This window comes from Siphonobacter sp. SORGH_AS_0500 (assembly GCF_002838835.1).
In the GTDB taxonomy this organism is placed as follows: domain Bacteria; phylum Bacteroidota; class Bacteroidia; order Cytophagales; family Spirosomataceae; genus Siphonobacter.
This window is the reverse complement of the sequence record NZ_NHPP01000004.1, coordinates 123,626-141,146: the sequence shown is the minus strand read 5'-3', so window position 1 is coordinate 141,146 and position 17,521 is coordinate 123,626. Positions and strand designations below refer to the sequence as shown.

Below are 17,521 nucleotides of genomic sequence, written 5' to 3'. Positions count from 1 at the left end.
TACTTCGAATCATTCAACAAGTACGCGATGGCTACGAGTTTGACGATGCTTACCGCGAGATCGAACAATACCACCGGCCAAAACTTTAGTGCTTGTATAGGGTTACTACTGAAAGGTAAAATAACCCTGCTCTTTGCTCAAAGCATGACTCCATGAAAATTGCTCTCAATGGTCGTCCCTTATCTGAACAAACGAAACCTGCCATTCAGGCTCTTCTGGGAGAACTGGCTCGTCGGGGTGCGGAGGTTCAGATACACGAACAATACCGCCAGAACATTCAGGAAAATGGCGTTAATCATCCTTTCACGTCCACGTACACCTCTCGTCAGGATTTATTCGACGCTGACTTTGTATTTAGCATTGGCGGTGACGGAACTTTGCTTGAAACCGTCACTCACGTTGGCGAACGTACGTTACCAATCGTTGGCGTTAATACCGGTCGGCTAGGGTTTCTGGCTACCATTAACCCCGACGAAATTACCCAAACGCTGGACTGGCTTGAAAACGGAAAATACTCGATTGACGAACGCGTATTACTGCACGTTGAAAATGATCGGGATGTTTTTGAAGGAACCAACTTTGGTCTGAACGATTTCGTGGTTACTAAAACCGATCGATCTTCCATGATCGTCGTACATACCTGGCTCGATGGTGAATTCCTGAATTCTTATTGGGCCGATGGTCTGGTGATTTCAACCCCAACGGGTTCTACGGGTTACTGTTTGAGCGTGGGAGGTCCAGTGGTATTACCCCGAACCAACAATTTTATTATCGCCCCTATCAGTCCACACAACCTCAACGTGCGGCCTATTGTGGTGAATGACAGTAGTCGAATTGAAGTTTCGGTAGAAAGCCGAAGTAAAAATTGTCTAATTTCTCTGGATTCAAGATCGAAAGTGGTAGAAGATTCCGTACGTTTCTGTGTTCGCCGGGAACGATTCAGTGCTCACCTGGTAAAAGTTAAAGGGGATACCTTCCTGGAAACCTTACGCCATAAGCTGAATTGGGGTTTGGATATCAGAAATTAACATTTCTGCTTTTTATTAGTTATATAGTACTAGATTTGCTTTTCGAAAGTATTCTAGTCACCTCCCATACCATATTGGAAGCTCTATCGTTAGTAACAGTACCTTGGTAATTACCGTGTAATAGAACTGAAATTTACGCTCAGATGCGAAAAAGAATTTTACTGATCAGCACTTTATATTTACTTGGAATAGGTTATTCCCAGGCCCAGCTATTTTCCAGCAAAAAAAATTATAATAAACCTTACAAAGCCAAATTTGAACCCTATTCCAGTGTAGGCTTCGGACTTGGGACATCCAGCTACTACGGGGAGCTTTCTCCCATTGCAGACCCTGTCAACGCTACTTTCAAAATGATGCGTTGGAATGTAACGGCTAATTACGTCCGCCATTTTACGCCAAGGTTCAGCGGCAGAGCTTCTCTGACTTTAGCTCGTTTATCAGGCGATGACTATACTTTTTCGAAGGGGCGTCCTAAATTTGATGGCCAATTTTTACGGAATTTGCATTTCAGAAATGACGTAAAGGAATTAGCTATCACGGGTATTTTTAATATCTTACCAGAAGGTCGAAATGCTTTTGACAGGCCTTTTTTTGTACCTTATCTCTTTGCAGGTATTGCTGTCTTTGCTCATAACCCTAAAGCCAAAACTCCTGTTGATGCGGGAAATAACTGGGTAGCGTTACAGCCCTTAGGCACCGAGGGTCAGGGCCTTTCAGGTGGAGCAAAACCTTATTCTCTAGTTTCTGCAGCAATACCCGTTGGCATTGGCTTCCGCTTTCGCTTTAATCGCAATTGGGATATTTCTGCCGAAGCTGGAATGCGATTCACAGCTACAGATTATCTCGATGATGCGGGTGGATTATACCCTTCTAATCCAAATGATTTAGCGAATCCGACGGCTATATTGCTTAGCAACCGTATCCTTGAGCCAACGGCTGCCCGAAAAGGCGGAGATCGTATACCTGGTTTACAGAGAATCGCCGCAGAGAATGGAGGTGATTTACCCACAACCAATGCCCGTGGGGGCGGTAATAACGACATGTATCTATTAACCGCTATTCATATTAATTACATCATTGCACCTAAAATTAAATGTCCTCCCTTACGTTAGTTAGTCAGGACAGATATCCATTCAGGAAATAGGTTCGTGTATCTTGCACGAACCTTACTTATTTAAGCGTATGCGGAAACAGCTTTTACTGCTTTGCTTCCTTTTTATTGGTTCGGCCCTGACCAGTCAGGCTCAAAAGATTGAATTTGGCGGAGGCCTGGGCTTTATGCATTACAAAGGGGACATCACCCCCAATCTTCAACTGAAATCAGGCCGTCCGGCTGGTAATCTATTTTTTCGATACAATGCCTCCAAAGCTCTTTCTGGTCGCTTTTCTGCAGGTGCTGGGCGAATTTATGGTAGTGACTTCCGCAGTAAGGACCCCTTCCAGCTAGGAAGAGGGTATATCTTTGGAACGCGAATGCTGGAAGCGGGTGCTGATTTAGAATATAATTTTCTGGATTTTGATTATACAAAACGAAAACCCCGCAACTGGTCTCCTTATGTTTTTGCCGGATTGGCCTTTTATAACTTTAAACCAGATCAGGAACCTACGGAGTCCTATCGGAAATCAGGGCTGGCCATTCCCTTTGGTTTAGGTATTAAATGGCAGATCAAAGGTCCCTGGTCGCTGGGTTTTGAGTTTGGAACCCGCAAAACATGGTCTGATTACCTCGATGGTCATAATGAATCCGGTCCAGCCGTGGAAAGGCGACTACAGACAGATCCCACCCGAAAAGACATGTATTATTACAGTTCTATTTCATTAAGTTATACAATCCTCCGGGTGTTCTGTCCTTAATAAAACCAATTACAACGAAAACTGCCACAAAAACCTTACTTTTGCAGCATCGTTCAGAACCGGCAGGTTTGGAACCTACCGGTTTTTTGTATTAGAGGATGAAGGAAACTATTATTCAAGGCAATCTCCCCCGTCATATTGCCGTTATAATGGACGGAAATGGTCGCTGGGCCAAACAAAAAGGTATGCTGAGCCGGATATTCGGACATCGGCATGCGATTAAAGCAGTTGAAGAAGTAGTAGAGGGTTGTGCTGAACTAGGCATTGATTACCTTACACTCTATACGTTTTCTACGGAAAACTGGAACCGCCCGAAAGAGGAAGTTGCTGCTTTAATGGAATTGTTGGTTCAGGCCATTGCTGACCAAACCCCCAAATTATTGAAAAACAATATCCGCCTGTTAACCATTGGTGATACGGAAAGTCTGCCCCCCCGCTGTCAGGCCGATCTTCGGCAGGCCATGCAGCGTACCGAACATAACACGGGTCTGTCGCTTGTGTTAGCTCTCAGTTATAGTGGGAAATGGGACATCATGCGGGGAATTAATAATCTCGTACGTGCAACCCAATCGGGAGAATTAGCATCTGGAGAATTAACGGAGCAAGATTTGTCAAATGCATTGCCTACTTCCCACATCCCTGATGTAGATCTGATGATCCGAACGGGTGGAGAACATCGCATTAGTAATTTTTTACTGTGGCAACTTGCTTACGCTGAGCTTCATTTTACAGAAACTTACTGGCCAGATTTCCGTCGTGAACACCTGTACGAAGCTATTCTCGATTTTCAGAATCGGGAACGTCGTTTCGGTAAAACAAGCGAACAATTAAAAGCCTAACTACCATTATTGAAATTTCTGATGATTTGATTATTAATTCATTAATGAACTAAATTTTCAGGCTTTCGATCTTCAGAAATGCATTCTTAACCCATGAGAAAGGTTTTCCCTCTCCTTCTAATTTTCCTGCCTTTTCTTTCATTCAGCCAGGCCCGTGTCGGTTTGGGTGGGCAACCATCTACCAGCCAGACTCCTGCGGCTTCGAATGAAATTGACTATACTCACCCCAAAGAGTATACCATCAAAGGCATTACAACCAGTGGTACCAAGTTCTATGATGCCGCCTCTCTGATTTCCATATCCGGACTTCGGGTTGGTGACAAAATCCAGATTCCGGGTATTGCCATTTCTGGAGCCATCCGTAAACTGATGGATCAGGGCATCCTGGAAGACGTAGAAGTAACCGCTACCAAAGTGGAAGGCGAAAATATCTGGCTGGATATTTTCATGCGGGAGCGTTCTCGTCTCTATAAGATTACTTTCACCGGCGTTCGTAAAGGCGAAAAAGACGCTCTTAACGATAAAGTGAAACTGATCAAGGGAAAGATTATTAACGAAGCCCTCATCAAGAACACCCAGGCGACCATCAAGAAACACTACGTTGAAAAAGGTTTTCTCAACGCAGACGTGAAAGTTCGTCAGGTTTCAGATACGACTCGTGGTAATAACGCGGCTCTGACCGTTTCCATCGATAAAGGTCCTAAAATCAAAATTCATACCATTGATTTTGACGGCCGGGAACAATTGCCGGAAGCAACCGTTCGGAACAAAATGAAGGGGACCAAACAAATGCGTTTTGGTCGGGTTTTCACGCCTTCAAAATACATTCCGAAAAAATTCGAAGAAGATAAAGGCAAGCTCATTGAGTTTTACAACAAGAAAGGGTTCCGCGATGCTCGCATCGTAGCGGATTCTGTTTACTCACACGACCGCAAGACAGTTGACGTATATCTGGGGCTGGAAGAAGGTAAAAAATATTATTTCCGTAATATCAACTGGCAGGGTAATTACCTCCACTCTGATTCTGTTCTGACGGAATTATTAGGTATTAAAAAGGGAGACGTTTACAACCCTGAAGAATTACAAAAACGCTTGCAGGGCAGCCCTGGCTATGACGTTTCTTCGCTGTATATGGATGCAGGTTATCTGTATTTCAGTGCCAATCCCGAAGAGACGGCCATCGAAGGTGATTCTATTGACATTAACTTCAATATTTTCGAAGGAAAACAGTTTACCATTAACAAGATTATTCTGAATGGTAACACCAAACTTCCGACCACGTAGTATTGCGTGAAATTCTTACCTTACCCGGTCAGAAATTCTCTAAAACGGCGGTTGTAAGTACACAGCAGGAATTAGGTCGTCTGGGTTACTTTGATGCGGAGAAAATCGGAATTAACCCCATTCCCCGTAACGATTACACTGTAGATATCGAGTACACCGTTGAAGAAAAAGCTTCGGATCAGATTGAGCTTTCTGGTGGTTGGGGTGGTTACATCGGCTTTGTAGGTACGCTTGGGGTAGTGTTTAACAACTTCTCTGCTCGCAACATTACTAACCTCAAAGCCTGGCGTCCGCTTCCAGCTGGGGATGGTCAGAAACTGGCTGTTCGTTTCCAGGCCAATGGTCGTCAATTCCAGAACTACTCGTTATCGTTTACGGAACCTTGGCTGGGAGGTAAGAAACCAAATGCCTTCTCTTTCAACATTAACCGTCAGATTTACCGCATCTTCGATTACAGCGGTAGCATGTACAGCGGCTATGGTTACGGGAGCGGTTATGGCTACGGTTACGGGAGTGGCGTACCCACTTCGCTGGGTAACGAAAGAGGTTACTTCAACACTACGGGTGCTTCGATCAGTTTAGGGAAGCGTTTACGCCGCCCTGACAACCGTTTCGGTTTGAACATGGCACTTTCGTACATGCGTTATGAGTTCAAAAATTATCCGATCCTGATTCGGGACTTTAGCTCAGGTAACGCTAATAACATTTCGTTGATTACGACCCTGACACGTTATGATCTGGATAACCCCCAGTATACCAGAAAGGGATCTTCGTTATCGATTTCGGCCACTTTGACTCCTCCCTACTCACTGTTCCGTCCTAATAACTGGAACCCGACGGAGGCTCAGGATAAATATAAATTTCTGGAGTATCACAAGTGGATGTTCGACATGTCATGGTTCGTGCCTATTACTGGAAAACTGGTATTCCACACGCGAGCTCACATGGGTTTCCTGGGTAACTATAACAAACGCCTGGGCATCATTCCAATGGAACGCTTCGTATTAGGAGGTTCGGGTCTGTCAGGCCAGGGCCAGTTTGCCATCGCTCAGGATATCATTGGTTTACGTGGTTATGATGACCGTAACGTACGTACCGATCCTACGCGTCGTTACGAAGGAAATGGTGGGGTTGTGTACAATAAATATGTAATGGAGATTCGTTATCCCATCTCTCTGAATCCTTCAGCAACGGTCTTCGTTTTAGGATTTATGGAAGCGGGTAATAACTGGGATAGTTACAAATATTTCAATCCCTTTGACCTGAAACGTTCGGCTGGTATTGGTGCTCGTATCTTTATGCCTGCCTTTGGTATGATCGGTATTGACTATGGATACGGATTTGACCGCAACGTAGGGCCGAACGGTACACAGCCAGCCGGTAAAGGCCAGTTCCACTTTACCATCGGTCAGCAGATCCGATAAGGTTTAATTAAGTTTTTTTAATAGCTACAACCCGAACTATAAATCGTATAAGATCCTTTAACTCGTGAGAAACAGCGTATTTTTCCTATTTTTGGCGTTCATAGGGCAGGTAAGTCCTGCAATGGCCCAGCGATTTGGATACATTGACTCCGAGTATATTGTCAGCAAGATGCCTGAATTCCAGAAAGTGAACGGTGAGATGGATCGCTGGACCCAAGCACGGACGAAGGAAATTTCTGATAAATATGCTGAAATTGAAAAGCTTGAACGGGCTTTCAAAGCAGAGGAGCCTCTTTTGACTGACCCCATGAAACAACAGCGTCGTCAGGAGATTACGAAGCGGGAAAATGAAGTTAAAGAGTTAAACAATAAAATATTTGGCTACAACGGCCAGTATCACCAGCGACGGAAAGATGTCTTGAAACCCGTTATGGATGAATTGCATCGGGCCGTTGAGAAAGTAGCACGCCAAAAACAGCTTCGTATGATTCTGGATAAATCCTCGGAAGGAATTGCCATGATCTATACGGATCCCCGGGACGATTACTCTGATTATGTTTTAGAAGAGCTAGGCATCGATCCTAAAGCGAACCCCAATCAAACAAACACACCAACGCAAAACACAAAGACTAAGCAGTAAATCAAATGAAAAAACAAATTTTCGCCGTTCTGACCGCCGTTGCCCTGGCCTTCGCAGGATTGAATGCAAACGCCCAGTCGGCTCCCAAAATTGGCTATACTGATATCGATGTACTATTAGCTGGACACCCTAAATCGAAAGCAGTAGAAGCTGAATTACAAACTCGTAGCACGCAATATCAAAACCAAATGCAGAGCCTTCAGAAAGATCTGCAGGACAAATACACTGCTTATCAGAAAGCTGAAGCTACGATGTCTGACGTAATCAAAGCTGACAAGCAAAAAGAATTACAAGGCATTCAGGAGCGTCTGCAAACGCTTCAACAAAATGCTCAGACTGAGTTGGGTCAGAAACAACAGCAATTATTACAACCGCTGTTAGTGGACATCGACAATGCGATTAAAGCTGTAGCCAAAGAAAATAACTACACGTTCATTTTAAGCAGCTCGATCAGCACACAATTAAACCCTGTCGTGCTTTACGCTGATCCTTCTACGGAAGTAACGGATTTGATCTTTAAGAAAATGGGTGTTGATCCAGAAGCAGTGAAAAAAGCTGCTGCCGCTGCTCAACAACCTGCCACTACGCCAGCAGCTGGTACTAAACCAGCAACAACGCCAACGAAAAAAGCTGGTAACAAATAAGCGATTAGGCAAGTAAACGAAAAAAGCCGGACTTGACAGTCCGGCTTTTTTCGTTTTCCTGAGGCAAGATTCTATCTCATTCCTACAATAATGGTAGATTCCCACATGCCTGTCATTCCGAGCGAAGCGATGAAACTTACTTAGTTTTCGCCTCTCTTTGTTGTAAATAAGTTTTCTACCATAGTCGCTCAGTTCTGTCTGAGTGACGAAATGGAATTCAGGCCTCTGGTAGTTAAAGCATTTCCAGTTAAGCAAGCCCTTCTTTCCAGGCTAGAGTTATTTACCTCAGACGGCCAGAGGCCTACGTTAAGTAGTCACTCGGCAGAGCCGAGCGACTGCGGGGATGACCTTTGCTAAACGCATTAGGTTATGAAGAACCTTGATTAACTGTTACACTCTCCCACTCTACGGAAGGGCTCTCTCTTCATTCGAGATGACAGGTCTGACCACTGGAGCGAGATTCCCTCTCGTTCCTATCTTAACGACAGGTTCCACCTGCTCTTCTACCTCAAGCTGTCATAAGCGTAAAAAGACCAGCAGAATCTGCTAGTCTTTTTACGCTTATAAATCGATTAAACTCTTATTGTTCTGATGAATCGCTGATGGGCTTGGCATCTTCTTCTGATGGCTTCTCTTCGGCTGGCTTTGCGGGTTCTTCTTTAAAGAACGATGATTGAAAGATCAGAATAAAAACCACCCCAAGAAAAATCGCTGAATCTGCAATGTTGAAAACGGGACTGGTATAATAAGAACCGCCCCAGACGGGAACCCATTCAGGAATAAATCCTTCCCAGGGATTAAACAACACCATATCAATTACCTGCCCGTGAAACCAGGGCGTTGGAGCATCGTAGGGAGCGTTTCCCAGAAATACACCATAGAAAGTTGAATCAATTACGTTGCCAATGGCCCCTCCTAAGATGGCGGCAATGCACCACAATAAACCATCAGGAGCGTTTTTCCGGGCTAAACGAGTAAGATACCAGGCGATTACCCCCATGGCCACCAGACGGAATAACGTCAGCACCAACTTCCCATAAGGATGATCCAGTTGCATGCCAAAAGCCATTCCCGGATTCAGTACATAATGAATGCTTAGCCAATCGCCGATCACCGGGATATCTTCACCCAAATACATATTTTTGAAAACCAGCAGCTTTACTACCTGATCGACAACAATAACCAAAAGGGTAAGTAAAAAAAACTTCAGAGGATTCTTCATTCAATCAATAATTATCAACCTACAAATAAATAGGTTAATCGAGTAACTCATTCAATAAAGTACAAAAATCGGTAACAACCACTCAAAAAACTAGGGTATGATCCTAATAAAAAACCCCATTCAGTTGAACGGGGTTTCGGATTATGCTTTCTGAGCAGCTTTCTTACTTTTACAAAGATCTTGCCGAACGGCTCTTTTACGTCGGCGAACTTCTTTTTTAAGCAAGGTAAACTCTCTGCTGGCTTGGCCAGCTACTGAAGTATTTTCTGCAGCCCGACGGAAAAGGTAAGGCATCACCGCCTCGATGGGGCCGTAGGGAACGTATTTCGCTACATTATAACCTGCATGAGAAAGGTTAAAGCTAATATTATCACTCATGCCTAATAACTGAGCAAACCAGAAATGCTGATCATCAGCGGCAATGCCCATTTCTTTCATTTTCTGAACCATTAACAAACAGGAGTATTCGTTATGGGTACCCAGACAGATCGAAAGAATATCATGGTTATCGAGGAAATACTGAAGAGCTTTATTATAAGCCTGGTCGGTATCTTCTTTGGTGGCATGAATAGGATCTGAATATTCCATTTCATGAGCCCGCTGGCGTTCTCTTTCCATGTAAGCTCCACGAACCAGTTTGATTCCCAGCTCATATCCCTTTTTGCGAGCCGTTTCCGTTGCTTTTACCAGATTTGAATAACTTTCTGTGCGGTACATTTGATAGGTATTCCAAACGATACATTCCTGATGATTGTATAAATCCATCATCTCATAGGTCAACGTGTCGATGGTATCCTGAATCCAGGTTTCCTCTGCATCCACAAAAATCCGTACGTGCAGATCATGAGCCGCCTTACACAAGGTATTCATGCGTTGTTTTACCCGGGCATAAGCCGCCTGATCTTCGGCGGTTAATTCTCTCCCGGATTGTACTTTTTCCAGTAGTTCCAGCGTCGCGATTCCGGTTACCTTAAATACTGAAAAAGGCACGGCGGGTGACTCAGCAGCTTTCTTAATAGTCAGCAGAATTTCTTCTACTGTATGGTCAAAGCTTTCTTCTGACTCCTCTCCTTCTACGGAATAATCCAGAATTGTACCGATGTGAGCCGCATCCAGTTGCTTGATAGTCTCGTTACAACCTTCGATGGTTTCACCACCGCAGAAATGCTCAAAAATTGTGTTTTTAATGGCTCCCTTGATAGGAAATTTGAGCATTAAAACAATTTGATGAAAAAGGTGCCTATCTTTACAAGCCAATTTCGATTCATGGCAGCGAAGATGAAAAATGTCTTCTTGAGTTGCCAGTTAGATTGATTAGCAAAAGCAACCGAAGTGTCGTCAAATGAAATAGTTTTTTCTTGCTGTTGATGACTCGGAGCTTTCAAAATGTCCATTTTGGGCATGGGAAGTGAACCGTGTTAGTGTGAAAGTGGAATATAGCGGTCAGGTTCAGGTTGGGTGTGCTCGATCTAAAATATATCGGCGATTCGGTACTTTTTGTTTTTCCGAAAAGCGATTACAAAGGTAAGAGGAAACACACCGCATTTTTACATGTCAGTACTGATTTTTTTAATAAAATAGGTTATCTTTGAGAGGTTAACAAACTGATTTTAAGTTTATTAAGATTAGTCAAACCATAAAAGATTTGGCCTTAACGTTACACTTCATCATAATAAACTGCCCCCTGGCTTTTTGAACAAATAAACGCTTACTAATTAACGATTTACAAGATGAGTGCGACGCTGGATATTGTGCCTTTACAGGATTGGATCAACACCAACGGTAAGCCCTTGATGATTGCGGGACCCTGTAGTGCAGAAACTGAAGAACAAGTTTGGGATACGGTTACCCAAATTGCAAAAGAGGGGTATGCCCACGTGATTCGTGCGGGTGTATGGAAACCTCGTACCCGTCCCGGAAGTTTTGAAGGAATGGGCGAAGCAGCTTTACCCTGGTTAGCAGCTGCTAAAAAAGAAACAGGTCTTCCCCTTGCTATTGAAGTAGCAAGTCCTGATCATATTGAACTGGCTCTCAAATACGGCGTTGATATCTTGTGGATCGGAGCCCGTACAACGGTTAACCCTTTTAACGTTCAGGATATTGCGGACGCTTTGAAAGGTGTTGATATTCCAGTACTGGTTAAAACCCCGTTAACCCTGATTTAGCTCTTTGGATTGGAGCTCTGGAACGTCTTCAAAATTCCGGCCTGAAGAAATTAGCGGCTATTCACCGCGGTTTCTCAAACATGCAGGAAACAAAATACCGCAACTCTCCCATGTGGCAGGTAGCTCTGGAACTGAAACGCCAGTTGCCTAATCTTCCCATCATTGGCGATCCAAGCCACATGGCAGGAAAACGTCAGTACCTGGGTGAGTTGACCCAACGTTTCTTCGATCTGAATTACGATGGTCTGATTATTGAATCACACCGTAATCCTGACGAAGCCTGGTCTGATGCCTCTCAACAATTAACTCCTGCGGCTTTGGGCGAACTGCTTCGCAGCATGCAGGTGCGTGAGTCTGATTCTTCTGACTCCGTATACCACAGCCACATGGATGAACTCCGTGCGAAAGTAGATAACATCGACCGCGAATTGCTGGAAGTGTTAGCGACGCGTATGGCCATTGTTGAGAAAATGGGTGAATACAAACGTGATAATGGAGTAACGATCTTCCAGATTGACCGCTGGAAACAAGTTCACGCTTCACGTGCAGAAATGGCAAAGAAACTAGGTCTCTACTCTGATCTCGTAGAAGATTTATACCGCCTGATTCACGAAGCATCGATCCGTAAACAAACGGAAGTAATGAATTCAGTTTCTCAGTCTTAATCTGAGATTGATTATAAAAAATGAGGTCGCTATCCAGTGACCTCATTTTTATTTTAAGCCTATTTTCATCTAAACCTAAGGGCCTTTTTTATAACCCATATTCGTTACGAGTCATTCCTGCCTATGAAAACGCCTCCCACTGATCCGTTCGCGGCCCTACGCTATAAAGAGTTTACTTTTTATGGCCTCGGGAGTTTCTTTTTTACTACTGCTATTCTGATTCAGGAAGTAGTGCTGGGTTACCAGATTTATCGCATTACGCATGATCCGCTGGCTTTGGGTTTAGTGGGGTTAGCGGAGGCCATTCCTTACATATCCCTGGCTTTGTTAGGCGGTCACCTAGCCGATAAGTATGATAAGAAAACGATTATCTTATTAAGCTTGTCTGTGATTCTGGCTGGTTCTTTCATTCTTCACTGGGCCACCCTCCCTGAAACCCGGGCCATTCACGATGATCGTTTTTTATTAATGATCATCTATTCGGTTGTGGCTTTGATTGGTTTTGCCCGTGGCTTTTATAGTCCGGCTACTGCTTCTCTAAAAGCGTTCCTTACCCCTCGCGAAGTCTACGCCAATGCGGCCTCCTGGTACAGTTCATTCTGGCAAACAGGAGCCATTCTTGGGCCAGGCATTGCCGGTTTTCTGTATAGCTGGATGGGAATGTCGGGCACTATGTGGCTGGTGATTGGCAGTATCGGGGTCGTTTTTATACTTTTTTCTTTCATTAAAAAGAAGCCCATTCCCGAACCTACCCACGAAGAAACGAGCGTCTGGCAAAGTATTAGGGAAGGAATTGGCTTTGTCTTTAAAAGCAAAATTCTGCTTTACTCCATTTCGCTGGATCTAGTTGCGGTGCTTTTTGGGGGCGTGGTGGCAATATTACCCGTCTTTGCCGAAGATGTGCTGAAAGTTGGAGCGGAAGGGCTGGGCATTTTGAGAGCAGCTCCTTCTGTTGGAGCAGTGCTTACCATTATCGGTACAGCCGTTTATTCTCCCGTAAAGAAAGCATGGCTTAATATGCTCATTGCCGTGGCGGGTTTTGGATTAACCACTATCATTTTCGCTCTCTCTACTCACTTCTGGTTATCGGTATTGATGTTATTCCTTACGGGAGCGTTTGATAGCATTAGCGTCGTGATTCGGCAAGCTATTTTACAACTGGTTCCGCCCGATGAAATTCGTGGAAGGGTCCTTTCGGTTAACAGCATTTTTGTTAGTACCTCGAATGAAATCGGAGCTTTTGAATCGGGATTACTGGCGAAAGCATTCGGAACGGTTCCCTCCGTTCTCATCGGCGGAAGTTTGACGATAGTCATTGTAGGGCTAATCTGGGTAAAAACGAAAGAGTTACTACACGTGAAGCTGATTTAAGAGAAGCACTGGTCAGATAAAGAATTTGTATCAAACGATCTCAAACAGATTCATACTTAATACTTATTCAAACCATAAATGAAAAGGCTAACCTGCGAGGGTTAGCCTTTTTTCAGAAGTTATTATTCAAAAATCTTTAGTCCGAAATAACCGAGGGCGAGCCAGAGTAAGCCTTTAATCAGAAAGAAAAAAAAGCCAGCCCAACCTAACCGTTTAATCCAGCCTTTCCAGCCGGGAGTTGTCGCTTTTTGTTCCATAATGTTTAGAATGATTCTATAGAAATCAAAACTCGGAAAAAAGATTCGGTTCTCCCAGCGATTCAGAAAATTTATCAGGCCACCTCTCTAGCTAAAACAACGTACTTAAGCATCTCAATGTACAGTTGAATTCCTTCTTCGATCTCATGGAGGTAAATAAATTCATCGGCTTGATGCGATCGAGCGGAATCTCCCGGTCCCATTTTCAGCGAATGACAACCAATGACAGCCTGATCGGAAGTGGTAGGTGAACCGTAGGTATTACGTCCTAAAGTAATACCCGCCTGAACAATCGGGTGTTCGAGAGGAATACTGGAAGGATGCAAACGTACCGAACGGGCCTGTACTTCTGATTTTAGGTGTGACTGAATAATCTCACACGTTTCCTCCAGGGTATATTGATCGGTTACCCGAACATCCAGTGTAAAATGACAACTAGCCGGAACGACGTTATGCTGCTTATTTTCCGTTTGAATCACCGTTGCCGACATTTTCATGTTTCCCAGCGTTGGTGACACTTTAGGGAACTGAAACGAACGAACCCAGGCAATGTCATCCAGAGCTTTATAGAGAGCGTTTTCGCCTTCTTCCCGGGCAGCGTGACCAGCTTTACCCTGAGCCATGCAATCCAGTACGAGTAACCCTTTTTCTGCAATCGCCAGGTGCATTTGCGTGGGTTCACCCACGATGGCAAATTCTACTTCACCCAATTTGCCGGAATTCCAGAGTAATTCCATCCCATTTTTACCGGACACTTCTTCTTCTGAAGAGGCGGCAAAAACGACGTTATACTGAAGATCGGTGCGGTGGTAGAAGTAACAGAAGGCCGCTAATAACGAAACCAGACAACCTCCTGCATCATTTGAACCCAGCCCAAAGAGTTTACCTTCCTCATTAACGAGGGGGTTAAAAGGATCCAGGGTCCACTTCGGATTGGGCTTAACGGTATCATGGTGCGAATTGAGCAATACCGTCGGAAGCTCTGGGTTGTAGTATTTGTTCTTTGACCAGAGGTTATTATGCAGACGGGAAAAAGGCATATTCCTTTCCCGAAAAAATTCTTCAATCAAATACGCCGTCTGGTCTTCTTCCCTACTAAATGAAGGCGTAGCAATCAATCGCTTTAATAATTCAATAGAGTCGCTGGTTAGGCTTTCAATTAAGTTTGCAATGGCCATACATACATAGTTAAAATGGACCAAACCCAAAGATCTGATCCATTTTTATGGTGTTAAACGGAGAGCGATTGGGTAAATCGCTCCGCCAAATTTTCAATGTCTTCCCTTCGGGCAATGTCCTGAAGCCATTCGGCTGGTATCGCCTGAAGACTATAATAAACACCCGCTAGACCGCCCGTTACCGAACCGGTAGTATCCGTGTTATCACCCAGATTAACCGCTTTTAAAACGGATTCTGAAAATGAATTCGAGGTGAGAAAGCACCACAAAGCCGCCTCCAGCGAGTGTACTACGTAACCGGAAGAGTAAATTTCAGATTCGGGGATTTGGGTAAGGTCCTCTTTCAAGATTCGGGCAAATAACTCGCACTCATCCGCCGGGCCGGTTTCTTCGAAAAACGGGCACATGGTTTGCTGAATGCTATAGTAAGCCTCCATCTTATCTTTTCCGGAAAGTAATTCCTGAATGTAACTCACCAGTAAAAAGCAGGCATGAGCCGAACGGATATGTCCATGCGTAATAGCCGACGTTTTTCGAACCAGTTCGAAACGCTCCGTCATGGAAAGACTGGGTTTACGATACTGCAAGTAAAACGCTAAGGGTGAAATTCGCATGAGCGAACCATTCCCATTACAAAGCTCGCTGATCTCACCTGCCTCGGTGGGTTCTACCCCATTTTCCAGACGGTCGAGGGAGTTACGGGTGGCAAAACCAATATCAAAAACGACTCCATTAGCTGTCCATTCGCCCTGGTGATACCAGCTCAAAAAACGGTTCGCTAAATCCCGGTAATTCAGACCGTTAATTAAAGTTTCAATGGTTTGATAAGTCAGAGCACTGTCATCCGACCAAGTTCCGGCAGGTTGATAATGCGTTCCGAACGCCCTTAGGCCAGCCACTGGTTTTTCCTTTAAAAACTTACGATTCGAGAATTCCACCGGAACGCCCATTGCATCTCCAATGGCAGTGCCGAAAAGATAGCCCTTTACTCGGGAGTCGAGGTCGTTCATACGGTGTTGCTTGTAATGATAACGTTGGTTATTGAAGTCTGATCCGGGTTCCGGCGGTACCTTCGGCCACGGCCTTACGCAAGTCAGCCGCGTGGCAAATGGTTACCTGCTTTACGCCATCGGCCAGAGCCTTAAAGGCATTATCGAGCTTAGGAACCATTCCGGCGTAAATAGCACCAGAGGCTTTATGCTCGGCATAGGTTTCAGGCAATAATTCTGGAATGACACTGGAATCGTCTTCAGGATTAGTCAGTACGCCCTTTTTTTCGAAACAATATACCAAATTTACTTCAAAATGCTTTGCTAACGCTACTGAGATGGCCTGAGCTTGTGTATCGGCGTTGGTATTCAGCATGGAAGCCAGCGAGGCGTCGAAAGTTAAGGGAGCAAACACGGGCACTAGTCCTACTTCCAGAAAACGCTTGATTTGCTCATCGTTCACGGATTCAATATCTCCAACAAAACCGTAATCAACGCTCCAGCCCGTCCGTTTTTTAGAACGGATGATCCCTCCATCGGCCCCAGTAAGGCCAAGAGCGTTACAATCCAGTGCTTGTAACTGAGCGACGAGCTGTTTATTCACCAGTCCACCGTACACCATGGTAACTACGTCAAGCATGGCGGCATCCGTTACCCGCCGACCTTCTACCATGACCGTTTCTACGTCGAGCTTTACGGCTACCTGCGTAGCAATTTTACCCCCACCGTGAACCAGAATCTTGGGTAAGGATAATTCAGCGAAATCTTTGAGGAATTGTTGTCGTAACGTTGGGTTATCAACTACGTTTCCGCCTATTTTAATGACAGTCAGCATGTTATTAATTCTTTAATCTGGAAATCTCCAGAGATTCCAAACTTACAAATTCAATAACATTTGCTTGATAACCGCCTGAGCCGCCCAAACCCGGTTACCCGCTTCGTGAATTACAATCGACGCAGGTGAATCCAGCACGGCATCGTCTACGACAATATTCCGGCGAACGGGCAGACAGTGCATGAACTTGGCATCATTGGTCAAGCCCATTTTTTCCTGTGTAATCTTCCAGGCGGGATCACTGTTCAGGATTTTGCCGTAATCTTCATAAGAAGACCAGTTTTTCGCGTAGATGAAGTCCGCCCCTTCAAAGGCCTCGCGTTGATTCTGAGTTACCAAAGCATTACCTGAGAATTCAGGAGCCAGAGCATAGCCTGCAGGATGGGTAATCACAAAATCCACATCCGCTGCGTTCATCCATTCCGCAAAGGAGTTAGGAACGGCCTGAGGCAAAGCTTTTACGTGCGGAGCCCAGGTTAATACCACTTTGGGACGAGCTACTTTCTTGTATTCTTCAATGGTAATCAAATCGGTCAGTGACTGCAACGGGTGACGCGTGGCCGACTCCAGGCTCAAGATAGGCACACCTGCATATTTCACAAACTGCTTAATTACCTCTTCACCGTAATCCTTCGCCCGATCCGTTAAAGATGGAAAACTCCGAACCCCGATGATGTCACAATACTGAGCCACTACTGCCGCTGCTTCTTTGATGTGTTCGGCTTTATTTCCGTTCATGATGGCTCCATCCTCGAACTCCAGACCCCAGGAATCTGACGTCACATTCATTACCATCACCTTCATCCCCAGGTTTTCAGCCGCTTTCTGCGTGCTGAGGCGGGTACGAAGACTGGCATTAAAGAACAGTAATCCAATGGTTTTGTGGTGTCCTAACTGTTCATCCGCAAAGGGATTCTGTTTCAGACGAAGAGCTTCCTGCACCAATCCCGGCAGGTCAGGAACATCATGTACGGAAAGAAATTGTTTCATAGGATTAGTTTACAGTTTTCAGTTTGCGGTTTTCAATTTCGCCTACTAATAACTGTTCTTTAAAAGACTAAAGCTGAGAGCATTCTGTTTACAGTTATTGTTTGAACCAACAACTGTAAACAGAAAACAATAAACT

At 44.6% G+C, this 17,521-nt stretch carries 15 protein-coding genes and 2 pseudogenes; 10 read left to right on the top strand and 7 right to left on the bottom strand.

The genetic code is table 11. The features are described from left to right. The first annotated feature begins 152 nt into the window (after positions 1–152). From BWI96_RS05965 to BWI96_RS05935, 8 genes are all read left to right on the top strand, one after another. Complete coding sequence (locus tag BWI96_RS05965; protein ID WP_106635771.1) at positions 153–1,028, top strand: NAD kinase; 876 nt, start codon at positions 153–155, stop codon at positions 1,026–1,028. A 143-nt stretch (positions 1,029–1,171) separates the two neighbouring features. Beyond that, complete coding sequence (locus tag BWI96_RS05960) at positions 1,172–2,140, top strand: hypothetical protein (RefSeq protein ID WP_106635770.1); 969 nt, start codon at positions 1,172–1,174, stop codon at positions 2,138–2,140. A gap of 70 nt (positions 2,141–2,210) precedes the next feature. Continuing rightward, entirely contained in the window at positions 2,211–2,882 is a 672-nt protein-coding gene (locus BWI96_RS05955; RefSeq protein ID WP_106635769.1) for a DUF6089 family protein, read from the top strand. A gap of 98 nt (positions 2,883–2,980) precedes the next feature. Next, positions 2,981–3,721: an isoprenyl transferase gene (locus BWI96_RS05950; protein ID WP_106635768.1), complete on the top strand. Its 741-nt coding sequence runs from the start codon at positions 2,981–2,983 to the stop codon at positions 3,719–3,721. A 93-nt stretch (positions 3,722–3,814) separates the two neighbouring features. After that, entirely contained in the window at positions 3,815–5,005 is a 1,191-nt protein-coding gene (locus tag BWI96_RS23150; RefSeq protein ID WP_369804082.1) for an outer membrane protein assembly factor, read from the top strand. A gap of 2 nt (positions 5,006–5,007) precedes the next feature. Beyond that, positions 5,008–6,429 (top strand): outer membrane protein assembly factor, encoded by a 1,422-nt coding sequence (locus BWI96_RS23145; RefSeq protein ID WP_369804081.1) that lies wholly within the window; start codon positions 5,008–5,010, stop codon positions 6,427–6,429. A 64-nt stretch (positions 6,430–6,493) separates the two neighbouring features. Then, entirely contained in the window at positions 6,494–7,069 is a 576-nt protein-coding gene (locus tag BWI96_RS05940; protein WP_106635767.1) for an OmpH family outer membrane protein, read from the top strand. A gap of 5 nt (positions 7,070–7,074) precedes the next feature. After that, positions 7,075–7,713 carry an OmpH family outer membrane protein gene (locus tag BWI96_RS05935; protein WP_106635766.1) on the top strand — a complete coding sequence of 213 codons (639 nt, stop codon included), beginning with the start codon at positions 7,075–7,077 and terminating at the stop codon, positions 7,711–7,713. A gap of 580 nt (positions 7,714–8,293) precedes the next feature. On the opposite strand, the gene BWI96_RS05930 is transcribed toward BWI96_RS05935, so the two are convergent. Together BWI96_RS05930 and BWI96_RS05925 are read right to left on the bottom strand one after the other, a co-directional pair. Beyond that, positions 8,294–8,935, bottom strand: a complete 642-nt coding sequence (locus tag BWI96_RS05930) for a lipoprotein signal peptidase (protein ID WP_106635765.1) — start codon at positions 8,933–8,935, stop codon at positions 8,294–8,296. 141 nt (positions 8,936–9,076) lie between these two features. Next, positions 9,077–10,338 (bottom strand): annotated as a pseudogene (locus tag BWI96_RS05925) (proline dehydrogenase family protein). Positions 10,339–10,665: 327 nt separating this feature from the next. On the opposite strand from BWI96_RS05925, the pseudogene BWI96_RS22790 reads away from it, so the two are divergent. Together BWI96_RS22790 and BWI96_RS05915 are read left to right on the top strand one after the other, a co-directional pair. Continuing rightward, positions 10,666–11,765 (top strand): annotated as a pseudogene (locus BWI96_RS22790) (chorismate mutase). 123 nt (positions 11,766–11,888) lie between these two features. After that, positions 11,889–13,136, top strand: coding sequence for an MFS transporter (locus BWI96_RS05915; RefSeq protein ID WP_106635764.1), 1,248 nt, complete (start codon positions 11,889–11,891; stop codon positions 13,134–13,136). Between the two features lie 122 nt (positions 13,137–13,258). Here the strand turns inward: BWI96_RS05915 and BWI96_RS22785 are convergent, their stop codons facing one another. The 5 genes from BWI96_RS22785 to BWI96_RS05895 form a co-directional block, all read right to left on the bottom strand. Continuing rightward, on the bottom strand, positions 13,259–13,393 hold the full coding sequence (locus BWI96_RS22785; protein ID WP_255400607.1) for a hypothetical protein: 135 nt from the start codon (positions 13,391–13,393) through the stop codon (positions 13,259–13,261). Between the two features lie 74 nt (positions 13,394–13,467). Beyond that, positions 13,468–14,571, bottom strand: a complete 1,104-nt coding sequence (locus BWI96_RS05910) for a M20 family metallo-hydrolase (RefSeq protein ID WP_106635763.1) — start codon at positions 14,569–14,571, stop codon at positions 13,468–13,470. Between the two features lie 53 nt (positions 14,572–14,624). Continuing rightward, positions 14,625–15,581, bottom strand: coding sequence for an ADP-ribosylglycohydrolase family protein (locus BWI96_RS05905; RefSeq protein ID WP_106635762.1), 957 nt, complete (start codon positions 15,579–15,581; stop codon positions 14,625–14,627). A gap of 28 nt (positions 15,582–15,609) precedes the next feature. Continuing rightward, entirely contained in the window at positions 15,610–16,395 is a 786-nt protein-coding gene (gene argB, locus BWI96_RS05900) for an acetylglutamate kinase (protein ID WP_106635761.1), read from the bottom strand. A 42-nt stretch (positions 16,396–16,437) separates the two neighbouring features. After that, a complete protein-coding gene (locus BWI96_RS05895) occupies positions 16,438–17,385 on the bottom strand; it encodes an N-acetylornithine carbamoyltransferase (protein ID WP_106635760.1) in 948 nt (315 codons plus the stop codon). Between the last annotated feature and the right edge of the window lie 136 nt (positions 17,386–17,521).